Here is a 24470-nt window from a genome sequence, read left to right as displayed (position 1 = left end):
TAGTAGTCGTTTAAGCCATCATTTGTTGACGTACAAAGGCAAGAGCTCCTTGGCCATCACGTGTTAATTTGATGTATTCAGCACCCTCAGTTTTAGCTAATTTAATACCTAGCTTATCTGTTTCTTTTTTGATATCTTCGAAGTTTGAAGCTACTTGTGGTGCAAGAACTACCAATTGATACTCAGGTAACATTTCACGGTGAGCTCCGTAACTTCCAGCCGCAGCTGAGACGGATTCATTATATTCTTTTGCCGCCTTGTTTAAAGCATTGGCTAAAAGTCCACTGGTTCCACCACCTGCACAAAGAACAAGGACGTTTGTTTGATCAGTAATAGATGGTGAATCTACTCGAGTAGCGCCAGTATTATCTAAGCTTGCATCTGCTTTTTTGGTATTGAAGTTTGCAGCAACTTTTTCCTTAAGGGCATCTGAAGTTGAAAAACCTGTAACTTCTTCGGCAAGAATTTGTTCATCATAAACTTTTAAGAATGGATAATAAATGATAACATCTACAACAATAAGAACTATGGCTAAAATAAAAGCTAGCACTTGGAAATTTGTTCCTAAAAGTAATCCTAGTGGAGCGGGCGTAGTCCATGGTAGATTTGCCGTGAAACTGTTCATTCCTAAAACATCAATAAAGAATTTGAAAATCCACACATTAACAATCGGTGCCATAATAAATGGAATGAAGAAAATTGGATTTAAAACAAGTGGTGCACCAAATAGAATTGGTTCATTAACACCAAAGAATGTTGGAACAACTGATGCACGACCAATGGCTTTATTACGTTTTGATTTCGTCATCCACATAAACATGAATGGAACAACTAATGTAGCACCGGTACCTCCCATTGTTACGATGAACATTTGCGTCCCAGAGGTTAAAATTTTATCTGCATGTTGCCCAGCTTGTAATAAGTTCAGGTTAACTTCAGCATTAGCATAAGTGATTGCTGCAATAGCTGGTTCAACAATTGAAGGACCATGAATCCCTACAAACCAGAAGAAAGCATAGGCACCAAAAATTAATGTAATACCAAGATAACCATCTGCTGCTTGGAATAAAGGTGCTAGTAAAGTTCCAATAGATTGGGCAACATTTACACCCATTACGGATTTGACAAGCAATTGTAGAGCATACAACAATACCACAGATAAGGTGAATGGAATTAAGTCCTTAAATACTTGTGAAATATTAGGTGGAACTTCTTCTGGCATACGAATAGTGATGTTACGTTTGACACAGAATTTATAGACATTTACTGTTACAAACGCTGCTAAAAATGCTGTAAGCAAACCTTTTGTTCCCATAAATGCTGTAATAAATCCACCATCTTTTGAAGGATCAGCAGCCATTAAGAGGAAGCCTACCATTGTAGCCAGCATTGTTGCAATAAAATTGATTTGATTTGTTGACTCTAATTCCCTGTTCATTGAGTCTGTTAGTGCTTTAGCAGTTGTACCTGCTACAAAGAACCCTAAAATCCCCATTGAATAACTGTAGGGAGTCATCAACAATGATTCAACCGCTTTACTCCAATGGAAGCCCCATGCATTTGGTACATAAGCTATCAAGATAAAAATACTTGAAAATAGGATGACCGGCATACCTGCAATAAATCCGTCACGAATAGCACGTAAATATATATTTCGTGAAATTTTTTCAAAAAGCGGTTTTCTTTTTTCTATTTGAGCTATTAATTTATTCATTTTACCCTCTCTTATATAGTTCAATCATGTGTTTCATCATATCTTGTAACAACATGGTAGTCATTAAATGATCTTGGCCATGCATCAATGTCACACTAAAATCAATATCTTCCCCAGAAGACTCCGCTTGAAGCAAGCTAGTTTGTGACTTATGCGCTTCAACAATACAATCATTAGCTACCTTACAAAGTTCTTCTGCACCAGTATAATCTCCTGATTGAGCTGCATTTAAAGCTTCTAATAGTTTCGATCTAGCATCCCCTGCATAGGCAACAATCTCAAAACCTAACATCGTTAACTCTTCTTTTGTCATTTTACTCTCCTTTATCAATTATTCGTTGGATGTGTAACACTAAATAAATTTTTTCACCAGCCTGCAATTCCTGACCAGTTGCTTGACCAATCAAATGATAAATATCACACCCAATGGTATATGCTGTAGGGTATTCTCGCTTTACCTGATCTTCAATATTTAAAATCGAATTATTTTGGCTATCTTTACGATCCAAAGTATTTAAAAAATAGGTCAGGTGAATCATTAGCCGATCATAATAGTTTTCATTAGAATTTTGTCTCGTTATCCCATGAGCACTTAACTCCTGTTCAATCTGCTCTAAGATTTCTCTTGAAAAATCCCTCCTTAAATGCCCACTATTAGCTTCATCTTGTCCTTTAGCATTGATAAAATGCAGAGCAATACGAGCAATTTCATCGTCTGGGAATTGTTTAAGTAACCGTTTTCTTAATTCTGTTAAAGCAATGCTTCCCATTTCATATTCTTTTGGGTATTCTTTAGAAATATCTGGCAATCTACTTTCCTGATAAGACCCATTTTTAATGGCTTTATAGGAACAATAAATATGGTCTGTTAATGTGACATACAAATAGTTTTGAACAGGATAGTGAAATTCTTTCACTAGTAATTCGATAATGTCATAAGTTACGGAAATAAAATCCATCGGAACATCTTTTAACAGTAAGAGAAAATTTTCTTTTGCTTCTTCATTTTTAAGTGCAAAAATTTTTTCAATCTTATTAGCGTAGATGACATCACCTTTTTTCTTGTGAAATGTAATGCCTAGCCCCATAACGACAGCTTGATCACCATTGTTATTTTTTACCAATGCAGCATTATTATTCAATGTCCGAATAAGCCGAAACATATATACCTCCATTTTTAATAGAAAAAGACCACAAATAAATCAGAAGTCTCCTTCCAACTCATTTGCGGTCTTGCCTAAAATCTCGTTTAGTTACAATCCACTCTATTAACTTGACTAAATTATACAACAAAAACAAACTATTGTAAACCCTTTCAAACTTTTTTTACAAAATAGTTATTTCATATGAATAACTTGCGACTTTACGATTTTGTATGTAGGGCTCTAAGAATTGCATGTTTTGTTTTTCTTCAAAATAATCACTCTCCGTTTCTGATGTTGACATGCCACACCATGGTTCAAGAGCAATAAAGGGGCCTTTATTAGCAGTCGACCAAAGAATCAGATTTGGAAAATCAAGGAGATTAAGTGATAATCCTTTTTGGTGATTTTTTGATTTCAAACTTACAGTTTTTGATGCCAATTGATCAAGTACGATGGTATCATCTTTAAATAGGGAATAATCTAGGTTTAGTTTATTATCCCCAGCTAAAAATGGTTGTCTATCTGCACTATCGACGAGACCTGTCTCTGCAATAACTGTTGCACTGGTGCAGTTTTCTCGTTCAGAAAACTCTAGGTAATAATCCTCATAGTGTTCATTATCAACTAATGGACAATTAAAGGCTGGATGAGCACCAATTGTAAAAGGCATATCATATACTGTCTCTAAATTTTTAAGCTGATAAGCTACAGTGATCGTTTTTTCAATTAATGTATATACCGTTGATAATTCAAAATGATAAGGATAATTATGATACATGTCGTCTGTACTAACTAAAGTAAAAGCAACTTGATTATCAGATAGTTTTTCACCAATAAAAGGTAATTTTCGAACTAAACCATGTCTAGGCATTTCACCTTCTTTCAAAGAAGCAGCATTTGCACCATACAGCGTTTTATTGTGACGGAGACTCCCACAAATAGGAAAGAGTACTGGAGCCTGACCATTCCAGTATTTCGCATCCCCTTGCCACAAGTATTCAAGACCATCTTTATCCTTTATCGAACTTAATTCGCCACCTATTTCTTTAAATGACAGCCTCAAGTCATCGTTTTTGAGTTCTAATGCCATCTGTATCCCTTTTATACTTTCTCAGCCCACGAACTTGCTGTTTTTTCAAGGACTTTGTTGAGCTCATTAATGTTTTTGAACCCTTCTGTGCGGAGCCACTGGCGTGCCGCTTCTTCTCCCTGTTCGATGTAGACTGGGACAGACCCTGACCAGGTTGCACGGCCACAAAGAACACCGTTGAATTTTGCTCCCGATTCTGCCGCAAAGACTAAAGTTTTTTGGAATAGCTCTGCTGTTACCCCAGCGCTGAGGTAGATATATGGCAAGTGACTGGCAGCTTCTTGCTCTCTGAAGGCCTCCGCAGCTTCTTCTTTGCTGAAAACAACTTCTCCTTGCGCGAATCCTTCGACATAGGTCATGTTGACCGGCACTTCGACTTTGAGCACGTCCACACCAAAGCGCTCATCAGAGAAGACTTTCATGGCACCATTAACTTTGTGCGCTTTAACTTTGGCAAAGGCAATACTTGAATTGTCTGAAATCTTTTCATCATAAGTCAGAATTTCAAGGAAAAATGGGATATCCTCGGCTTTACATTCTGATCCAATCCGTTCGATGTAAGCTTTTTTTTGTAAGTTGATTGCTTCGTCGCCATCAACATCATAGTAAAGTAAAAATTTAACAGCATCTGCCCCTGCTTCTTTGAGGCGTTTTGCTGACCACTCCACTAAGCAATCTGGTAAGCGGCTAGTCGTTGTCGCATCATATCCTGTTTTTTCATAGGCAAGAAGGAGGCCAGCAGTATCAGCTTTCACTTTTGTGGCTGGTAGCCCATATTCTGGGTCAAGTAGAATAGATGAGGCGTAAGGTGTTAATTCTTCAGATACCATTACTTTTAATGCTTCTATTTGCTCAACACTAGGTTCTTGCGTTTGATGGGCTGCCATCATCCGTTTTAAGGCACCACGTTGATCAAAAGCTAGTGCTGAAATAATCCCATCTTTACTTAATTGCTCCATAAACTTACGTTTGTTTTTTGTTAATGTCATTTGTTACCTCTTCTACTGTGATCTGACTATATAATGTGTCATAGTTGGCCATGTTAATATGGCCTGTCATGGCTTCTTGAGCATTCAACATGCCTAGTACATTTGCTTTTTTGAGTAAACTCAAATCATCGTCATTGACTGATAAGCCCCAGGCAATCCCTGCCACTGTGGAATCTCCAGAACCAACTGGATTGATAACCTCAATTTTAGGGATAGTCACTCTGTAAAACTGGTCATTATGCTTAGCGAAAGCCCCTTTGGAACCTAAGGAAACGATAATCCATTCAATCCCATCAAAAAGACTATCTCTTAAGACATCCTTTAATTGGTCATTACTATTTTCAATTGTCTGACCTAATAAACCTTCTAATTCCTCAAGATTAGGTTTGATTACAGTTGGTTTGTTTTGCCCTGTTAATACTGTCATTAAAGGAGCACCTGAACAATCCAGAACAACTTGTTTCTGGTGACGATTTGCCCAATCAAGGACATGTTGATAATAACTATCTTCTAAACCTTTTGGTAAGCTTCCTGAAATGGTAATAACCTCAGAGCTGTCTCCTACTAACTTCAAATGGTCAAGAAAGCCATTGGCTTCATCAGAGCTAATTGTCGGACCTGCTTCTAAAATTTCTGTTTGTAGACCTTCATGTAAGATAGCAATGCAATTTCTGGTCTCGCCAGCAATCTGATAAAAGTGATTGTTTATCTCAGACTGATCCAATTGCTCTGTTAAATACTGTCCTAACCTGCCACCTATAAAACCAGTAGCTAAAAGGTCTTGACCAGCTTCTTTGAGAACGCGACTGACATTTAAACCTTTACCACCAGCAGTTTTACTTGTTTGTGCCACTCTGTTCACTGTATCCAGACGAAAGCTTTCTAAAGGATAGGAAATATCAATGGAGGGATTGAGTGTTATTGTTAAAATCATAATTACTCCTAGTCGTGATACTCTCCTCGATCCCATTTCTCAAGAAATTCATTAAAGAAATCAGGATCGTCTTGATCAGCATTATGTGATTCAAGATGAGCAATTTTGGCAATAAGCTTTTTGTTTTCTTCTGTTTCTTTATACTCAGCATTAATAAAAGCTTCGATAATATCACACATTAACAGTTCGCCCGTTATTTTCCCACCAAAACCAATAACATTAGCATTTAATTCTTCCTTAGCATATAATGCACTGGTCATATCACGAACGAGTGCTGAGCGAATCCCTGGTACTTTATTAACAGCATTGTTAATCCCAACACCAGTTCCACAAATACAAACACCTAAATCTGCTTGACCACTTGCTACTGCTTCACCAACACGCTTCCCAAAAATAGGATAATGTGTCCTTGTATGGTCATATGTTCCAAAATCTAGAACTTCATAACCTTTTGATTTCAAAAAATCTGATACTGCCATTTTTTCATTTGTGACGATGTGATCACATCCAATTGCAATTTTCATATTATCTCCTTATCCTTAAGCCATTTTATTCAACATATCAACACGAATTTGATGACGGCCACCATCATATTTTCCTGTTACAAACCCTTTAACAATATTTTTTGCTAGTAGGTCACCTACAATTTCTGAACCCATTGTAATCATCCGTGCATTATTATGACCACGTGTCATGTAAGCTGAACGCTCATCAGAAACTTCGGCTGCCACCATACCTTTTACCTTAGTAGCAACTATAAATGGACCTGCTCCATAAGCATCAATCATAATACCAAGATTGTCTTCGCTAGCTTTTACAGCATTGGCAATAGCTATGGTATTGTCAATAAAGTCTTTTTCTAAATCAGTCACATCAGTTACAGTGTAACCTTGTTCAACCAGATATTCTTTGATAATTTCTTTTAAATCATTCCCCTGTGCATCAGCACCTAAAATAATAGTCATATTTAACTCCTTCCAAATACAAAACAAACTTTTGTTTGTTTTTGTTTTTACAAATAAATAATACAACAAAACAAACATATAGTCAACTCAATTATGTTTGTTTTTGTTTGTAAAACAAACTAGCGAGAATTACATACTATTCTCGTTAGTTGTTCTGCTAGACTAAAACTGTTTAAAGCCACTCTTTTTGTAAAGATCCATAGATTACATACTAATGTTGATAGTTATCTGATTAGTCATTTTTATTCTTCAAGGCTCTTCTTATCGGGATACCTAAACTTGATGTCAAAATCAAAGCTAATATCACTAGTAGAGATTGATTTTTTTCACCTGCCTCAGGCAATGAGCGATTAGTAGCTTGCCTATTAACTACTTTTTCTTCATTTGTAATATCATTTTGTCTTGTTTTGTTAGATATCATACTAATAGGTAGCACTGAAGCATTAGGTAACTCTTTTAAATCTTCTGTTCCTACAGTATGTTTCGCAGTAGGAAGGGCAGGTCTTAAAATAGCCATCGGATGACTTTTTTCTACTGGATTTGCTAGAGTTGTCTCTGTTGATTGGTAAACCACACTATAAAGACTGAAATGTTCAACAGCAAAGATTACCTTGTCCTTGTTAGCAGACAGGCTAAAAGGTAAACTTTCTAGCATCGTTCCTGCCGATGAAGGCAAGACATAAAAAACATGCTCAACTGTTCGATTAGGATCAACAGCAATTTCAACGATAGCTTTATCTGTAATTGCAACTTTTTGATCCTTACCATTATAAAGAGTGATATCATAAAGCTTGGCATTTTTTTGAGAGGATAATTCTTTTGGAACCATCGGCAATATCTCTGAGAATTTACCTGAGTAGTCAATTACTTTGATGGTCTTAGTTGCCTCCGCATCTGTGCTACTCAATAATACCCCAACATTACCATTCGAGAAGCGTTTGGACTCAGCCTTTGATTGTGTAATTTCTTTGTTTGATTCTGTTTGTTTTTTTTCTGGGACACGACTCTTAACCGTCACTTTTAGTCCACTAACATTAACAAGTTGTTCCCCAGCTTCTGAAATAATCATTTGTCCCCAATTTTTATCCGACACTTGATAAATTAATGTTCTAGAATCTTTTTGCTGAACAAAAGTTAAGACAGAGTCATTGGCTAGCCGTAAATCTGGTTTTTTGACTGCAAGAATCGGATGATCAAATGTCAATTCTAATTTATTACCATCAAATACTTTTGTTGCCATTACTTTTACTTCTGGAACCTGTGGATCTTTTATCAAGAAGTTCCAATTGAAAGTCTTAAAGCTTAGAGTATAATCGTTTTGACCACCTTCTCTATGCTCATAGAGTACGCCAAAAGTATCCTCGTCAACTTGCTGTACAGAGTTGTAAGCAAAGCTTCCATCTTGAATAAGACGATGATGTAACCATTTCAAGCGACCATCTGATTGAACTTCAGCTAGGCGAGCATACCCTGCGACACGATTCCTTCCAGGACCATTGGCATTAACTAGTAACACGTATTCTTTATCACCATGTTCAACGCGAATAGCTGATAATTGAACATAGGCGTCAGGAACCTCTGAGTATTCTTCAACCGTAGCTTCCCAAGTTTGGCCTCCATCTTTACTTGTAGCAACTTGTAATTTACCTGTCAAATTTCTCATGAAGAGTTTTAAGTCCCCATTTTTTAGCTCAACTGCAACCGATTCTGTATTCTGAGCTTTCTCATCATTCATATTTTTAGAATGAATAACTCTGCCATGGCTTAACTGACGATTATCATTAACAGCTTCCCCTAATTGCCATGTTTTGCCATGATCATCAGAATAAATGACTCGTGATGATTGAGAGCCTGTTAGATGGGATATCCAGTTCGTTGTATAGGCTGGCACAATAATACGCCCCGCATGTTTTCCATAGGTCAGAGTAATCCCAGTTCCAGGCCCTACTCCTAAGAATTTTAAATCAGGATTACGAAGACTAGCTGTGATGTCTTGTGGTGAAGACCATGTTTTTCCATCATTATCACTATAAGACATCCAGATATAATTAGATTTAGCAATACGGAAAGGAGAAGTCTTATGAGTAGTGAAATAGATATTCCCTATTTTTTGTTGATCCTCATAAATATCGCCTAAGTCAGCATGATCCTTTGTATCTGTTTTTATAATCACATGATAATTTGTTGGCTTACCATCAGGACCATAGACACGCCCTTCTTCACGAACAGTATAAACGTCATTTGTTTTTTGATCGGACTGATCAACCTTATACAGTCTTAAATATGATTTATCACCTACTTTGACATATTCCTCTTCGCGTTGTGACTCTTTTTCAGGCATTCCAAAGATACCTCTACCTTCTGGGAACATATCAAAGAGTGAGAAAATACGCTTTGTAGATGAGTCTTGAACGAGCACCATATCAATGTTTACTGGAGATCCTGCGTATTCTTTGGTGTGATAATCAACTTGTGGATTGTCTCTAAGATTGACTAAAGTTTGGCGTTTTTCCCAATCAAGCCCTTTATTAAGGCTTCGACGGATAACCATTCCAATGTTTCCCCAGTCTTTGATGTGCTCAAAACGCTCATCTGCACCAGCAATAAGGGTTCCTTTATCAGTTCTTAGTAAAGCTGGAATACGATAACCATAGACTTTATCTTGATTCTTTGCTTCTGTAAGCCCACTTTCAAAGAGATCGTTCTTTGGTGATAAGATGGCCCCTTCTGGTAGTTTTTTCTCAACATTTTCTCGTAAGAATAAGATAGATCGTTCCTTTACCTCATCTGCGTTGAAAGGTTTATTGTAGACTGTCAAATTTCGAACTTCAAAGTGAGAATCTTTCCAATAATCTTCATTACCTCGTTTTGTTATTCCGAGTTGTACCATTTTGGGACTCGCAAGATCCTTAATAAATAAGATCGGCTTATCGCTGGTGTAGGATAATTGTCCATTGACATATAACTGTGCTAACCCATCTTGAGCTGTCACAAAAGCAAGCGAGTTCCATTGATTCGCTTTTATAAGGTCTTTAGCTACTGCAACGGCATTCTTTTTATCATTCTTATCTGAAGCTTCGACGCCGAATTTACCTTCTTTTGTAAGATAGAGATAGAAGCGTTCTTTAACATTATCAGTTGTTGATACAGAAAAGAGGTTCATGAAGCTATCAAGCTGTTCAGGAGTTTTAATTTCAGCATAAATTGTTGCTCCTTTATCAAGTTTTTTCAGCTCATCAAGATGCTTTGTTAGGTCAACAGCCTTACCTTTTTCAACGTTAACGTGTTCTACTTTCAACACTTCATAAGCTTTAAAATCAGTTTGTCTAATACTTGAGGCGTTACTGTCACCATCTGTACCGATTCCTTTAGGCTCATTGAAATAGTAAGATTCCCCAAAAGCTTTAATATGATTTAAGATTTTTTCCATATCTGTTGGAACGTCTTGATCAGCCCATATAGCAGTCATACTACCTACAGTTTCAACTTTTGATTGTGCTCCCGCAACAGAATCAAAACCAATTGTTTTCATGTGTTCTAATGCTTTAGGTCCCGAATAGCCTCTACTGTCATTAGCAGAATCTCTCCCTAAAACATAATACCACCCATCATTAACGTTAAGAATCTTATGTCCTTGCTTAGCAAGAACTTCTGGTTTAGCAACTTTAAAGTTACCCCATCCTGCTGTCCAATAAGCTACAACTAGGTCTTTATCAAATTGATCGCCAGAAACATTGCCGTTATAATAAATGCCATCATTAAAGGCAATCGGTACCATACCTTTATCTTTAACCATTTTTACTAAACTATTAGTATAGCTAATAAATTTTGGATAGAGTCCTGTGGCAACCAATTTATTCCAACCGGGTTCACCATAGATATCATTGGCATACTCGTCTAAACCAATATTGAACCTTTCTACCTTACCACCAAAGAAGTCAATGTATTTTTGCAATAAAGCTTTTGTGAAATTCACAGCTTCACCATTGTTTAGGTCAACAGTTGTTTTCGATACCTTACCATTGTCCTTGTATCTAGGTGACTCAATACCTAGTGTTTCCATGGCGTCTAAAATAGCGTCCATATGACCTGGACTATTGATTGCCGGAATAATACGGATTCCACGTTCCTTAGCATAATTTAGTAACTCTGTCATATCAGCTTGAGTCAGAGCATTTCCAGCTGTTTGTTTCCGATAAGTGTCATTTCCTTTATAAATAGCAGCCTTGACAGCATCGCTACTATAAACTTTATCTCCCACCCTTACAGTCATATCATCCAATAAGAAACGCATGCCATCATTTCCAACTAATAAGTGAACATCAGAGTAGCCGCTGTTGTAAGCCTGGTTAATAACTTGTTTCAATTGCTCTGGAGTGAAATATTGACGACCCGCATCTAGTGACAAAACTTTCATTTTCTTGTTAATGTGGTCACGTAGCTCTGCCTGGTGACGTTCAGCTTTTTCTCGTTCTAGCTTCATTTGGGTTTCCAGATCTGCTGTCATTACACTTTGCTCTTTAAGACGAATTTCTGCAGCAGACATAAATTTATTATTTAAATCTGGTGATTCCCCAGCGGTACTAAGAGCTTCAAATTTAACGTAGCGGGCTTCCACTGGATCAAAGCTAACTTCCTGCCATTTAGCAACTTTATCAAAATGACCAGTGTGAACTAACTTCCACTCCTCTGAAGTATCTTTTTTAGTGAAAATCTTGTATTCTAGTACATTACCATTAACATAAGCATCTTGTCGACTCAGATAAGATAGTCCTGATATTTCTCTTACTTTCTGGACATCAACTTCAAGCCAAAGATTTTCCATAGCTTTACTTGGTTGCCATTTTGAATGCCAAATACTGTGTGCATCTTTATCGATAAGATTTTCCACATTTTGATTTGTACCTTCTTTGGTTTCTGTTGAACCTGCTTTAATAGTTAATTCTTCGGTAGGGATATCTGTTTTTGTTTTTATCACTTCCTTCACACGAAGTTCAGCAACAGACATATACTGATTACCTCCCTTACCCTGATCATCGTAAGTTTTTAATGGGATGATGCGCAAATATTGTGCTTGTACAGGAGTAAAAGGAATATCTTGCCATCCTGGAGACTTCTCAAAGCTATCCTTAGGCAAAGCAATGTCTTTCCAACTCTTACCGTCAAGACTTGATTGAAGTTTGAATCGCTCAATAGCACCATTTGAACCGTTCGTTTGACGAGCAGCATAACCTAAACCACTAAGTGTTCTTATACGACCGGTATCTACTTGTAACCATAAATCCTCAAACTTAGGCTTTTGACTCCATGATGAATGCCATATTGTGTGTAAATCTCCATCAACAGCATTATCAGTTTGACTTTCAACTCCTTGCTGAGTTGAACTTGCTGTTACTTTTAGCTCTGAATTTGGAATGTAATCACCGCTTGCTGTTGTACTTGTACTATTTGTAAAGGTAACCGTATACCTATCTGTTTTCATATGGTCTTCAGACTCTGTGAAAATTTTGACTTGATTATCTTTAACCGGAAGTACTGTAACTGCGACGTTTTCGTCTTTATTATGAGCAACTATTTTAATATCACTAGCCTTTTTACCATTAAGGGCTACCTTAATTTCTTTATTTACAGGGATACGGTGGACTCTACCATCAATAGATATCTCTTTTAACGAGGCATTACGATTAACACTGAAACTAGTACGCTCAGTCCATAATTCTACCTCTGTCAAACCAACAGATGCTTTGGCTGTACTTCCCTCAACAGGTTTAGTATCACTATGTAAGTTAATCTTAAAGATAACTGCTGGGACAGCACTGTCAAGGTCATAGACAATCTCTGTGAGATCCCCTTTTTCGATAGCCTTCTGAGCTTTAGCAACAACTGTTTGTAAGTTTGAACTACCGCCAGTACTCCATGAAAAGTTCACTTTATCTGGCAATTTCAAAGAATGCTTATCTAGAGCATAAGTTATTCTAATTTGCTTAATATTTTGAGCAGTATCATATGTAAATGTCAAGTTTGCTTCGGCTTTGCCTGACTGAGCTGCTTTATAATTTGACCATCTTGTTTGGTCCGTATTAATCTCTTTTTTGCCATCTTTGATAGCTTCTAGTTTGTCAGATTGTAATTCTGCTGATATATCTTGTGTTAATTTTGCTGAGGAGCTAACATTTTGATCTAGTAAACTACTTTTAGCAGCTATACGAACACTAGCTCTAACAGGATAAATTTCCCCAAGAACATCTGCCTTACCTTCAATGCTAATAATACCTGCTTTTGTTGTTAAAAGATCGTTTGGTATTTGCCATTTTACTGGGAACTGTGCTGACATTAAGCTACCGTCTGGTAAGTAAGCTTGAACACGTTGTGGTAAATCTAACTGAGCGCCTTCTTCAATTGCTTTGCTGACTGTTCTAATAGCAGCAATTTGATCGATCACTGCTACATGGTAAGTAATTCCCGAAGGTAATCCCTCAACTTTGCCAACAATCTCAAAACTCTTTCCTTTATCAAGTTTAGATTGCAATTCTTTTTGATCAATAGTTACTGGTTTAGACACTTCTTTACCATTTTCATAGCGTAAACGAACTGCTGATGGTAATAGTAATTGACCACCTTTTTTCATATAAACTACTTGTGCAGTCTCATAACTATCTACCTTGTGAGCATTTGCTGCCTTAGTAGCAGTAACGGCAAAGCTTTGACGAGCGTCCTTAAGAGATGGACTAGTTGCAGTTACGGTAACCGTTCCTGATTGTCCCATCATTTTAAGAATAGCCACTAATTTACCACCAAATGCCTTACGATTATTATCTTGATAAGATTGATGATCCACCGCATTACCGTTGTCTAGTCCCACTAAAATAGCTGGACCGTCTACTTTAAGGGTAATTGGTACTTTTGAATCTGATACCAGGCGCCCTTGTTGATCAAGGACATCAACCTCAACATAAACAAGAGAATGGTCCGTTACTTCTTTAGGTATTTTTGGAAGAGTCATTTTTAAATGATTAGCGTCTGCATAGCTTGTCACTTCATTGCGGCCATATGTCTGCTTAATCACATGACCAGATGCATCATAAGCCACAGCTTTTAAGTGACCTGGTTTGTAATCTACTTTCCAGGTCATATAAAGATTTTTATGACTTGCTTTTGTTATATCCTCAACATTATAAAGGCGGTAGCTATGTCCTGTTTTATCCAGAGTAATATCTTTTGACATCTGCTTGCCCAAGGATGTCTCATGACCAGTTTCATCAACATGGAATAATTCTACAGAAGCTGCATTAGAATACGCAACAACTTCTACTTTTCCCTGAGTATCCTTTTTAATTGCAGATTCTTTCCATGTAGGCAATAAATGTAATGTCGTGTCATCTTTCTTCCATTGACTTCTATAAAAATAGTAAGAATCTTTTGGTAGTCCTGCTGTATCAACAATCCCAAAATATGAACTCTTTGGAGCATTTTCTAGGGAACTAATTCCATTAACTAAGCCACTGTCTGTACCATTCCACGGCGTAGGTTCACCAAGGTAATCAAAACCAGTCCAAACAAACTCTCCTGCTACGAAGTTTCGTGTAATGACATCATACCACGCTTCACTAGCGAGGTGCCCCCAACCAACTCTACTTTGATCATATGAGGTTAATTGGTGTTCTGCATTAGCAACATGCCCATTACCATTCCCTGTAACATCATAAACACTACGACTATTGACAGAAGAAGCAGTTTCAGAACCATAAATCATCCACTCAGGATGGTCCTTATGGCCTTTATCGTATTGACTGCCATTGGCATAATTATATCCGACTATTCCTTTATTCTGACTTAGAACATTAGCCATGCTAATGGAGGTGTCGTTTAAATTTTTAAGCTTATTATCTCCCAAGGTTGTTGGACGACTATTATCCACTTCTTTAATCCATTTTACAAGTTTTTCAATAACTTTAGGATATCCAGATGTATCTCCACTAAAGCCTTCCATGACTTCATTTCCTGTTGACCACATGATGACAGAAGGGTCATTTTGGGCAGCACGAACCATTTGTTTGACGTGATATTCTGCCCACGTTTGATCTTTATGAGCATTTGTCAATCCTAAAAGGGTGTCGCCAATTTTTTCATTAAAGAAGCGTGAGTAATCATTAACATTGCCATTTTTAGCATATTCCCATGTATCGAATGCTTCATCAATGAGTAAAACCCCCTTACGATTGGCAATATCTCTCATCACACGAGATGATGGGTTATGAGTTACACGAACGGCGTTGACCCCCATCTCCTTCAAAATACTAATTTGTCGTTCAATAGCATCGTAATACGCTCTTGATCCAAGTGCACCTTGATCATGGTGCAAACAAACACCTTGTAATTTTAAGGCCTTGTTATTGAGTCTAAACCCTATCTCTGGATCAAATGTGAAGAAACGAAAACCTACTTCTTGTTGACTACTTTGAAGAACAGTTGTCCCTTTAAGCACTTCTGTCTTTAAAACATAAAGATTTGGATTAGCCGTCGACCATAATTTTGGTGTGTCTACAGATAAAGTCATATCAATAGTTGCGTGATTTTGTGATTTAATTTGTTTAACAGCAGAACTTGTTTCTTTGACAAGGCTGAGTTCACCATTTGCAAGTTTTTCAAACAATGTTGCTTTGACATGAATATCTGATGTTTTCTCAGAGTCATTTATCACGCGTGCTGATATTTTAACATCTGTGCTAAATTGACTATCTTTATAGTCCTTTTCAAGAGTTGGTGTTGTAAAAGTCACGCCATGGTCTGCTAAATGAACGGCAGGTACAAAGGATAGATGTACTGAACGATAAATGCCACTACCTGAATACCAACGTGAACTTGGTGTTTTATTCAAAACCTTAATCGCTAAAAGATTCTCTGAGTCTTTTTTTAAATAGTTTGTCAAATCAAAACTAAAAGCAGTGTAGCCATTAGGATGAACGCCCAAACTCTGTCCATTCACAAAGACTTCTGTCTCCATATAAGAACCATCAAATTCTAGGAAAACTCGCCCTTGTGCTGCCTCTTTACCTAGAGTAAACTGTTTACGATACCATCCGATACCTCCTAGTTTATAAGCACTTTCAGCTTCACCATTTTTAGTATAATCCAAATCACTACTAAAATCATGAGGGAGATCTAAGTTAACCCAGCTGGTATCATCAAAATTAGTATCACTGGCTCCCGCTACTTCTCCCCTCGTAAACTTCCAGTTATTATCAAAATTGACACGTTCATTGGTCTTTTCATAATGATTGACCTTATGCCATGTTTTTTCAGAAGAAGTCGTGTCATTGGTGATAAGAGCTTTATCAACTAAATCCTCTGCTTTTGCTGTTTCACTCTTTTCTTTTGTCGTTGCAGTATTCTCATTATCTATCGCTACATCAACAACTGAATCTTTAGCCGTCATAACATTATTTTTTGGTGATTTATCTGGTTCAGTAGATAAGCTTGTTGAAGTCGCCACATCATTTAGAGGCGTTACAAAAACCGATTCCTCTTTAGATACAGCACTATTAGTGTCATTATTAGTGGACTGAGTTCTATTGACTTCTTCTGAGGAAGTAACTATTTCTACTTTAGGATTTAATTCCTCTGCAAGAGCAGTTGTCTGAAATAGAAGACCCCCTGATAAAAAAATACCGACAATAACAGAGCCAACTCCAAGTCTAGTTTTACGAATTGAGAAATGGTATAACCGTTCTAAATTATTTTTTTCCTTTTTCATCATCACTTTTCTCCAAAATTCAACGCCTAAAATGTAATCGGTTACATTTTTCCGTAAGAAAAAACCACCTGTAAGTAGTATTCTAGGAGATTTGATGACTTCAACTCATCTCACAATACTGTATACTATTAACTTCTAAAATAAATAGTGATTACTGAGAACAAGTGACAAATGGTTCTATACGCAATAAATTAACATCTATTCGTAGACTACCATTATGCTAATCTCTAATAATTTCTCTACCGTCGAAATTTAATATGACTTTCACAAGTGGTTTTATTTAAACACATATAATAGATTTAGACTGAACCATGTAGTACTGATATACTGATAAATACCATACTAAATATATTTCTTTTCTCATAAATAATTGAATGTCTAATAATCTATTCTATGTAAGATCAAGATTTTTCCATTTTTACTCTAAGAAATAAAACTTAGAAAACCTTATTTTAATTTAGCTGAATAAATATTATTCCGTTTTTTCATTTGCTTAGCATACCAGAAGAAGAGGCCAAGATAAATACCCAAGAAGATAAGCAAACTAAAGATTGCTGCCAGTTGACCTGTTGTGGCTTGGCCAATCATATAACCAAAAATCTTTTCCATAGGACCTTCTAAAGTAGAATGTGTAATCAAGGCATTGGCAGAAGCACCTGCTGGGAAAGCCCCAACTTTTTTAGCAAGTTCTGTAGCAAATGGTGCAATCATTGTTCCTGATAGTAAGAAAAGCGGCAACAAGAGTGATCCAAAGATAATCATTCTTAGTAAACGACCTCTTGTTACGATTAATAATGCTGGTGTCATCCCCATTGCAATAATTCCAGCAAGTGGTAAAATTCCGTTCCCAACTTTTGATAGCAATATGGCTTCAATTAACATAATCGGAGCAAGAATATTAGCACAAGCCCAAATTTCTGCTCTACCAGCAATGAATGGCCAGTCTAAACCGATATTAAAACGTCTACCATTCATTTTAGAATTAGCAAAGTTAGTAATCCCTTGTGACAAAGGTTCTACTGCTGCAATAAACCAAGACCCGATTAATGAAAAGAGCTCCAAGCAGGCACCTGCTGTAAAACCTAGTTCAAACCAGTGTTTAACGGAAGCAACTTTCAAATGGGGATCCCCCATAATGCCGATGACAAAACCTAATACCATCCCAATAAAGAATTTTGATCCCCAAAAACCGATTTTCTTATTTAATTTTGCAGCATCAAAATCATATTTATCTAGACCTGGGAAGACCTTATCAAAAATTTTATCTAGTACCATAATGATTGGATTCATCATGTAATTCATATGAGTTGAAGTCATTGGTGAATTAGGACCTGTACCTAATAAGTCATCAAATGTTGGTTTCATTAAATCAGAATTGATAATTTTTAAAACACCAACGATAACAACAGCAATTGTTGCAATAATTATAGATAAAACAATCGGAATATGATTCCTTCCAGCATACCACATGATTAATAAGCCTGTAATAGATAAATGCCAAATATCGAAGATATCAACATCAAGGGTATCTGTTTTATTCATGATAATCATGATAATATTTACAGCTAGCATAATAACCAAGAAGTAAAGCGTATAGGGTGAACCCCAAGTAATTGTAGCAAGAGGCGCCCAGCCAACATCAATGATGTTTAAACTAATACCAGTGTTTTTAACAAATGCTTGAAGCGATTCTGAAAAGGCCCCTGTTAAAATGCCAATAATTGCACCAATTCCAGTTAATGCGATAGCTAATTTAATACCACCTTCTAAAGCCTTTGTGAATTTCACTTTAAAAGCCATTGCTAGACCAGTCATAACTATCAACATGACTGGACCTGAACCCAATTTGATAATTGGTTTGAAGAAAATATTAATAAAATCTAAGAATGCTTGCATTATTTTTCCCCTTTATTTAAGATCACTAGCTTTAATCACGCGTTCAAGTTCAGCAAAAACGGGCTCGCTCATAACTGGAATACGATATAAAATTGGCCCTGCTTCAACTGTTGGAATCGGCATATTAAATCCAAGAGTTGTTTTGGCAATTGGGGCAAAGATATCGTACTTAGAGACCATTTCTTCTGTAATATCTTTTACCATTACAGCATCACATGTTACGTTATAACCGCGTTCTGATAGTTGTGTTTCGATGGCATCTTTGATTTGGTGACTTGAATTAACACCTGCACCACATGCTGCTAAAATTTTAATCATATTCTAAAACTCCTTTTGCTTCTAAAAATTCACTTATTTTTTCGACGTTGTTACCGAGCTCAGTTAACTGCTCTAAATTACCCTTTGTGACAAAGAATGTAATCAGGTTAGATAGAATTGTTGTCTGACCATCATTTTTATTATTGACAATAAAAAAGAAATGTTGGACAAAACAATCTTCTTCAGGGTTTATCATATGTTTGACAGTTATCGGCATATTATTTTGCACATAAACCACTTGATTTGACAGACAATATTTAGTTTCAGTATGCGGTATCGCTGCAAACAAAATGGGACTCCCATCTTTATAATCAATTTTTAAACCTGTTGGGAATTCCTTTTCTCTAACTTTGATAGCTTCCTGATAATCAGGTTTCACCAATTTCAAAGCAAGCAGTTGTTGTGACACGACATCAAATAATTCCTCAAGACTACTAGCCTCAGTAAAAAGTACGTTTGCTTTCATCATATCCCTCCTTTCATATGATCTAACAAAACATCCATTTTTGTTTATTTTTGCGAAGTAATCGCTTACAAAAACATTATAATCTAAAAACAATCATAAATCAACACTTTTTAAAAAATAATGTTTTTTTTTGTTTGTTTGTGGTTTTTATTGATTTATTTATAGCTTTATGCTATGATAAACAAAGAATATTAAGAAAGGAGGGCTAGAGATGTTAAAAAGAGAAAGATTGCTAAAAATTGTTGAAAAAGTTAATAGTAAAGGAATTATCACTGTAAGTGAAATTATTGATGACTTACATATTTCAGACATGACAGCTAGACGTGATTTAGATGAGTTGGAAAAGGCTGGAAAACTCATCCGAATTCATGGTGGTGCACAAAGTATTGCTAGTCCCTCAAAAACAGAAAAATCAAATACTGAGAAACTAACTGTACAAACTAAAGAGAAAAAAGAAGTTGCCGCCTATGCTAGTCGCTTTGTTAACGACGGCGAAACTATTTTCATTGGCCCAGGAACAACATTAGAATTCTTCGCAGAAGAACTATTAGCACGTCATATTCGTATCATTACAAATAGTCTACCTGTTTTTAAAATCTTAGAAAAAAGTAAAACTGTTGATTTAATTCTCATTGGGGGAGAGTATCGTGAAATAACTGGTGCATTTGTTGGTCGCATTGCTAGTCAAGCAATTGACTCCTTAAAGTTTTCAAAAACTTTTATTAGTTGTAATGGTATTTTTGAAAATGACATTGCTACCTATAACGAATCTGAAGGTGATATCCAAAAATTAGCCTTGACTAATGCTATGGAAAAATTTTTACTGGTCGATAGTCAAAAATTTAACAATTATGATTTTTCAATCTTCTATCACCTTGATCAAATTAGTAAGATTATCACTGATTCCACAATCACAGCTCAAGTTAAAAATGATTACAGTCAGCTAACTGAACTCATCGTGGCCGATAAAATGAATTAAGAACAAAAAACGAACATCGTAGATTTCTACTCTGTTCGTTTTTTAGTTAAGCTTAGTGAGGATCACAACTTTCTAAGTGTGCTTCCTTGTTAGTCAGTTGATTTACTCTAGCTTATAAGATGTTCCTTTTAAAGCTTGTTTTAAAGAGAAATATAGAGGTTTGCCTGTTACTTGGGCAGTGCTATTCTCCAAATCAACAAGGACGGCTTTAACACCTCCTACAGCTGATAATTTTTTTGTGACTGTATCGGCGCACCCCTGACACTTCATTCCTGTAATACGATAAGTTTTTTCCATGATAACTCCTTTATTTAATAATTTTGAGACGTAACGCATTTAAAACAACAGAAACTGAACTAAAGCTCATTGCTAATCCTGCTAACATTGGGTTCAGCAAGGGGCCGCCAAAGAGATGTAAGACACCCATCGCAACCGGAATCATTAAGATATTATAGAAAAAGGCCCAAAATAGATTTTCTTTAACAATTTTCAAGGTCAACTGGCTAAGCCTATTGGCTTTTATTAAATCCATCAGTTGTGGTTTCATTAGGATAATATCTGCCGACTCTATAGCAATATCAGTTCCTGAACCCATTGAAATCCCTATATTAGCTAAGGCTAAAGCTGGCGCATCATTAATTCCATCACCAACCATCGCAACTTTTTTTCCAATTGCTTGCAAACTAGCTATCACTCCAGCTTTTTTGTCTGGCAAAACTTGACTATAAACTGTTTCGATACCAACTTCATCGGCAATTGCTTGTGCCGTTTTATCCTGATCACCTGTTAACAAAATGGTTTCGATACCAAGTTTCTTCAGTTTAGCAATTGTCTCTTTGCTATCCTCTTTTAATGGATCTGCCACTAAAAATAGTGCCTGTAATTCAGCATTTTTAACAAAATACAGAACCGTTTCATAGCCTTCCAAATGGTCAACTTGTCTGTCAACCTCTTGACTAATTAGAACCCCACTTTGACCTAATAAGTCTCGATTACCAACTAACAGTTGCTGACCAGCAACATCCCCTTCAACACCTAAACCAGTTAAACTGTTGAAGTTCGTTAATGGTAATAAGTCTAACTCTTTTTCTTTAGCTTTTTTGACAATAGCTTGCGCTAAGGGATGTTCAGAATTCTGTTCTAAAGAGGCTAAGTCTTGCAGCAATTGCTCATCACTAGAGTGACTAAAATTAATGATTTGAGTTAATTTGGGTTTGCCCTGTGTAATCGTTCCAGTCTTATCAAAAACCATGGTATCCATTTTTTGTAATTCTTCTAAGTATTCACCACTTTTAAATAGAATTCCATTTTCGGCAGCTCGTCCAGATCCAACCATAATAGCTGTTGGGGTTGCTAAACCAAGAGCACAAGGACATGCAATAATCATTACTGATATAGCAGCAGTTAGGGCAAAGCTTACACTCTCTTTCATTATCACTAGCCAAAAAAGTCCAGTCAACAGAGATAATACAATGACAATCGGAACAAAGACCCCTGAAACCTTATCAGCAATTTTAGCAATCGGTGCTTTCTTTTCTTGAGCTCCCTCTACTAAGGCAATAATCTGAGCAAGGAAAGTCTCCTCACCAACATGACTGGTTTTAATCGTAATACTACCTTGGCCATTTATGGTCCCGGTATAGACCTGGCTACCTGGGCCTTTCTCTAAGGGCACACTTTCACCCGTCAGCATTGACTCATCAATGTAAGACTTTCCATCAATAACTTGCCCATCAACCGCTACTTTTTCACCAGGCTTAACCAGTACAATATCACCACTTTTAACAGCTTCAATTGGCAATACAAGCTGTTTGCCATCTTTTATTACTGTTACCTGCTTAACTTTAAGAGCCATTAATTTTTCGATAGCCTTAGAGGTTGCTTGTTTGGATCTATTTTCAAAATAATTACCCAAGGTAATCAAAGTTAAGATAACCACTACTGATTCAAAATAAAGAGCATGGACAGTATGATTCTGACCGACTAAAATTTGTCCTAACGAATACAAACTGTAAAGCAAAGCAAAACTCGTCGCAAGGGCGACTAAACTATCCATATTGGGACTTTTCTTTGCTAAAGCGCGGAAGCCATTACTATAAAAATGCCAAGAAACGACCAGAACCGGAAGCGTTAAAATGAACTGAGCCAAGGCAAAAATGAGTGGGGAATGCATTGGTGAAATGATGTCCGGTAACCAAAGTCCTATCATTGATCCCATTGACAAATAAAGAATGGGAAGGGTAAATAAAGCTGACGTTAGAAAAGCACGCCATTGATCTTTTAAAGTGATTCTTTGCCAATCTTTTTGAGACTGTTGAACATTCATGGGATCATACAGACTTGCTTGATAACCTGCCGCTGAAACGGCAGTCTCAATGACTTGTGACTCTAGCTCTCCTGCGTGTGTTATCGTCAGCTTTTCTGTTGTTAAATTAACAACAGCAGTCTCAACTTCTGGTACTTTTTGAACTGCTTTTTCAACAGCAATAGCACAAGAGGCACAGGTCATACCACCGATTAAATAAACTTTTTTTGTCACTCTAAAACCTTCCTTTCTTTTTTACAATGGCATTGGCCAGGCAAACAGTTACAAGGAACTGAAGCCACCATATGCTGTTTTTTCTGAACAAGGAGTCGCTCAAAGGCTTCTAAGTCTGTTTTTGTCATGGGCAAATCCTCAAGAACTGTCAGAATCAATTGACTATGCTGGCGCTGACAAATGTTACTAAAACTCTCTTTCACCCTATTCTCTTGATAGAGTTTCTGATCTACCAATGCCGAATAAAGATAAGCTCTACCTAGACGTCTTGCTTCAACGAGATTTTTTTCTACCAAACGACCTAAAAGTGTTTTTACTGTTGAGGCTGACCATTCAAACTTTTCTTGCAAGATTACAACCATTTCACTACTTTTAGTTTCACCACCTGCCCATAAAATACGCATAACTTCCCATTCTGCACCTGATATTTCAGTCATTAAGACCTCCCTTGTTTTAATAAATCTACATTTGTAAATATATCATATCATATTAATCTATATTCGTGAACAAATCATATCACATTAGTTTATATTTATAGCTATCATTTTTATCTCATTTATTATATTGTTATTGACAATTATTTCATATATGATATGATAAAATGAGTAAAAAATGATAATTAAAAGGAGATACCAGTGAAAAACAAAATGAAACTTTTTCTTGTCTTGCTTGGCCTGATCTTTTCCATAGGGAGCCAAAGTCCCGTGACAGCCAATAGCAGATCTTGGAAAAGTTGGTTTATTGAAAAATATTTTTGGCTTAAAGGGGACAAAAGTTACTATTCAGAACAAGATGCCTACCAATTCGATCAATACGTTAAATCAGCTGGAGAAGCCGCTAATCAAGGCTTTAACCTTAAGCAAGAACAAGTAAATGGCACTTTAGTGACCAAAATCCATGATAATATGCAAGTCCATAGTTGGAATGAAAATCCAAACAATAAAACCAATCAAAAGGTAATTTTTTATTTGCATGGTGGTTCTTATCTCAACAACCCTACAACATACCATATTGATATGCTTAAGACCCTATCAACCAGCTTAGATGCTAAAATAGTACTACCAATCTATCCTAAGGCTCCAACTTATACCTATGACGTTGCCATGCCTAAATTGATTGAGCTCTATCGAGAAACCCTCAATAGCACAGCTGCTAAAAACATTACCATCATGGGGGATTCCGCAGGTGGAGGCTTAGCACTTGGCTTAGCACTTGCTTTAAAAGACAACAATCTTCAACAACCAAAAGATATCGTTCTCTTATCACCATGGTTGGATGTTACCATGTCAAATCCAGACATCCAAAAATTTGAAAGTAATGACCCTATTCTTTCGGCTTGGGGACTTCGCAAAGTTGGCGAAATTTGGTCACGACGCGGAGAAGAAAACAGTAAACATCCTTATGTAAGCCCAATTTATGGTGATGTCACCAATTTAGCTCCGATTACCATGTTTGTTGGTACTCATGAGATCTTCTACCCAGATATTAAAAAATTCGAAAAGAGTTTAACTGAAAAAAATCATCCCCATCAATTATTTGAAGCAGAAAAAATGAATCACGTCTACCCAATCTACCCAATTGAAGAAGCCAAAACCGCTCAATATCAAATCATTGATACCATTCGAAAAGCCTATTAATACAAAAACCTTAAAGTCAACGAAATGACTTTAAGGTTTTTGTA

Annotated in this window: 17 protein-coding genes; 2 read left to right on the top strand and 15 right to left on the bottom strand. The window is 36.6% G+C overall.

The window, feature by feature from the left end; translation table 11 throughout:
- Window positions 1-10: 10 nt before the first annotated feature.
- From ACVRZD_RS04880 to ACVRZD_RS04825, 12 genes are all read right to left on the bottom strand, one after another.
- Window positions 11-1714 carry a lactose-specific PTS transporter subunit EIIC gene (locus ACVRZD_RS04880; protein WP_037625642.1) on the bottom strand — a complete coding sequence of 568 codons (1704 nt, stop codon included), beginning with the start codon at window positions 1712-1714 and terminating at the stop codon, window positions 11-13.
- Window position 1715: 1 nt separating this feature from the next.
- A complete protein-coding gene (locus ACVRZD_RS04875) occupies window positions 1716-2027 on the bottom strand; it encodes a PTS lactose/cellobiose transporter subunit IIA (RefSeq protein ID WP_037625644.1) in 312 nt (103 codons plus the stop codon).
- 1 nt (window position 2028) lies between these two features.
- Window positions 2029-2877, bottom strand: a complete 849-nt coding sequence (locus ACVRZD_RS04870) for a PRD domain-containing protein (protein ID WP_037625646.1) — start codon at window positions 2875-2877, stop codon at window positions 2029-2031.
- A gap of 163 nt (window positions 2878-3040) precedes the next feature.
- Complete coding sequence (locus tag ACVRZD_RS04865) at window positions 3041-3949, bottom strand: aldose 1-epimerase family protein (protein ID WP_037625648.1); 909 nt, start codon at window positions 3947-3949, stop codon at window positions 3041-3043.
- 11 nt (window positions 3950-3960) lie between these two features.
- Window positions 3961-4938: a tagatose-bisphosphate aldolase gene (gene lacD, locus ACVRZD_RS04860; protein WP_447450317.1), complete on the bottom strand. Its 978-nt coding sequence runs from the start codon at window positions 4936-4938 to the stop codon at window positions 3961-3963.
- Window positions 4913-5872, bottom strand: a complete 960-nt coding sequence (locus tag ACVRZD_RS04855; RefSeq protein WP_037625650.1) for a tagatose-6-phosphate kinase — start codon at window positions 5870-5872, stop codon at window positions 4913-4915. Before ACVRZD_RS04855 ends, lacD begins: the two co-directional genes overlap by 26 nt.
- A gap of 8 nt (window positions 5873-5880) precedes the next feature.
- Window positions 5881-6396, bottom strand: coding sequence for a galactose-6-phosphate isomerase subunit LacB (gene lacB, locus ACVRZD_RS04850; RefSeq protein ID WP_037625651.1), 516 nt, complete (start codon window positions 6394-6396; stop codon window positions 5881-5883).
- A 15-nt stretch (window positions 6397-6411) separates the two neighbouring features.
- Window positions 6412-6837 (bottom strand): galactose-6-phosphate isomerase subunit LacA, encoded by a 426-nt coding sequence (gene lacA, locus ACVRZD_RS04845; RefSeq protein WP_037625653.1) that lies wholly within the window; start codon window positions 6835-6837, stop codon window positions 6412-6414.
- Between the two features lie 232 nt (window positions 6838-7069).
- On the bottom strand, window positions 7070-16594 hold the full coding sequence (locus ACVRZD_RS04840; protein ID WP_037625655.1) for a discoidin domain-containing protein: 9525 nt from the start codon (window positions 16592-16594) through the stop codon (window positions 7070-7072).
- A gap of 444 nt (window positions 16595-17038) precedes the next feature.
- The gene (locus ACVRZD_RS04835; protein ID WP_447450335.1) at window positions 17039-18490 is read right to left on the bottom strand and encodes a PTS transporter subunit IIC; all 1452 of its coding nucleotides are present in this window, start codon (window positions 18488-18490) and stop codon (window positions 17039-17041) included.
- A gap of 9 nt (window positions 18491-18499) precedes the next feature.
- Entirely contained in the window at window positions 18500-18805 is a 306-nt protein-coding gene (locus ACVRZD_RS04830) for a PTS sugar transporter subunit IIB (protein ID WP_037625658.1), read from the bottom strand.
- Window positions 18798-19271: a PTS sugar transporter subunit IIA gene (locus tag ACVRZD_RS04825; protein ID WP_037625661.1), complete on the bottom strand. Its 474-nt coding sequence runs from the start codon at window positions 19269-19271 to the stop codon at window positions 18798-18800. Before ACVRZD_RS04825 ends, ACVRZD_RS04830 begins: the two co-directional genes overlap by 8 nt.
- A 211-nt stretch (window positions 19272-19482) precedes the next feature.
- On the opposite strand from ACVRZD_RS04825, the gene ACVRZD_RS04820 reads away from it, so the two are divergent.
- A complete protein-coding gene (locus tag ACVRZD_RS04820; protein WP_037625663.1) occupies window positions 19483-20250 on the top strand; it encodes a DeoR/GlpR family DNA-binding transcription regulator in 768 nt (255 codons plus the stop codon).
- A 102-nt stretch (window positions 20251-20352) separates the two neighbouring features.
- Here ACVRZD_RS04820 and ACVRZD_RS04815 read toward each other — a convergent pair whose 3' ends face one another.
- The 3 genes from ACVRZD_RS04815 to ACVRZD_RS04805 are packed head-to-tail and all read right to left on the bottom strand — an operon-like array spanning window position 20353 to window position 23226.
- Window positions 20353-20547, bottom strand: coding sequence for a heavy-metal-associated domain-containing protein (locus ACVRZD_RS04815; protein ID WP_037625665.1), 195 nt, complete (start codon window positions 20545-20547; stop codon window positions 20353-20355).
- 10 nt (window positions 20548-20557) lie between these two features.
- Entirely contained in the window at window positions 20558-22789 is a 2232-nt protein-coding gene (locus ACVRZD_RS04810) for a heavy metal translocating P-type ATPase (RefSeq protein WP_447450316.1), read from the bottom strand.
- Window positions 22786-23226, bottom strand: a complete 441-nt coding sequence (locus tag ACVRZD_RS04805) for a CopY/TcrY family copper transport repressor (protein WP_037625667.1) — start codon at window positions 23224-23226, stop codon at window positions 22786-22788. The genes ACVRZD_RS04810 and ACVRZD_RS04805 overlap by 4 nt, the downstream gene beginning before the upstream one ends.
- A 198-nt stretch (window positions 23227-23424) precedes the next feature.
- Here ACVRZD_RS04805 and ACVRZD_RS04800 point away from each other — a divergent pair, with 198 nt between their 5' ends.
- Window positions 23425-24426 (top strand): alpha/beta hydrolase, encoded by a 1002-nt coding sequence (locus ACVRZD_RS04800; RefSeq protein ID WP_037625669.1) that lies wholly within the window; start codon window positions 23425-23427, stop codon window positions 24424-24426.
- Window positions 24427-24470: the final 44 nt, after the last annotated feature.

It is taken from the genome of Streptococcus hongkongensis, from assembly GCF_053206145.1.
The sequence above is the reverse complement of the archived record's forward strand: the minus strand, read 5'-3'. Positions and strand labels throughout refer to the sequence as shown.

What these genes read in the sequence shown, in the direction of transcription:
- ACVRZD_RS04880 (WP_037625642.1), bottom strand. Translation starts at nt 1,714, where the DNA reads ATGAATAAATTAATAGCTCAAATAGAAAAAAGAAAACCGCTTTTTGAA.
- ACVRZD_RS04875 (WP_037625644.1), bottom strand. Translation starts at nt 2,027, where the DNA reads ATGACAAAAGAAGAGTTAACGATGTTAGGTTTTGAGATTGTTGCCTAT.
- ACVRZD_RS04870 (WP_037625646.1), bottom strand. Translation starts at nt 2,877, where the DNA reads ATGTTTCGGCTTATTCGGACATTGAATAATAATGCTGCATTGGTAAAA.
- ACVRZD_RS04865 (WP_037625648.1), bottom strand. Translation starts at nt 3,949, where the DNA reads ATGGCATTAGAACTCAAAAACGATGACTTGAGGCTGTCATTTAAAGAA.
- lacD (WP_447450317.1), bottom strand. Translation starts at nt 4,938, where the DNA reads ATGACATTAACAAAAAACAAACGTAAGTTTATGGAGCAATTAAGTAAA.
- ACVRZD_RS04855 (WP_037625650.1), bottom strand. Translation starts at nt 5,872, where the DNA reads ATGATTTTAACAATAACACTCAATCCCTCCATTGATATTTCCTATCCT.
- lacB (WP_037625651.1), bottom strand. Translation starts at nt 6,396, where the DNA reads ATGAAAATTGCAATTGGATGTGATCACATCGTCACAAATGAAAAAATG.
- lacA (WP_037625653.1), bottom strand. Translation starts at nt 6,837, where the DNA reads ATGACTATTATTTTAGGTGCTGATGCACAGGGGAATGATTTAAAAGAA.
- ACVRZD_RS04840 (WP_037625655.1), bottom strand. Translation starts at nt 16,594, where the DNA reads ATGATGAAAAAGGAAAAAAATAATTTAGAACGGTTATACCATTTCTCA.
- ACVRZD_RS04830 (WP_037625658.1), bottom strand. Translation starts at nt 18,805, where the DNA reads ATGATTAAAATTTTAGCAGCATGTGGTGCAGGTGTTAATTCAAGTCAC.
- ACVRZD_RS04825 (WP_037625661.1), bottom strand. Translation starts at nt 19,271, where the DNA reads ATGAAAGCAAACGTACTTTTTACTGAGGCTAGTAGTCTTGAGGAATTA.
- ACVRZD_RS04820 (WP_037625663.1), top strand. Translation starts at nt 19,483, where the DNA reads ATGTTAAAAAGAGAAAGATTGCTAAAAATTGTTGAAAAAGTTAATAGT.
- ACVRZD_RS04815 (WP_037625665.1), bottom strand. Translation starts at nt 20,547, where the DNA reads ATGGAAAAAACTTATCGTATTACAGGAATGAAGTGTCAGGGGTGCGCC.
- ACVRZD_RS04805 (WP_037625667.1), bottom strand. Translation starts at nt 23,226, where the DNA reads ATGACTGAAATATCAGGTGCAGAATGGGAAGTTATGCGTATTTTATGG.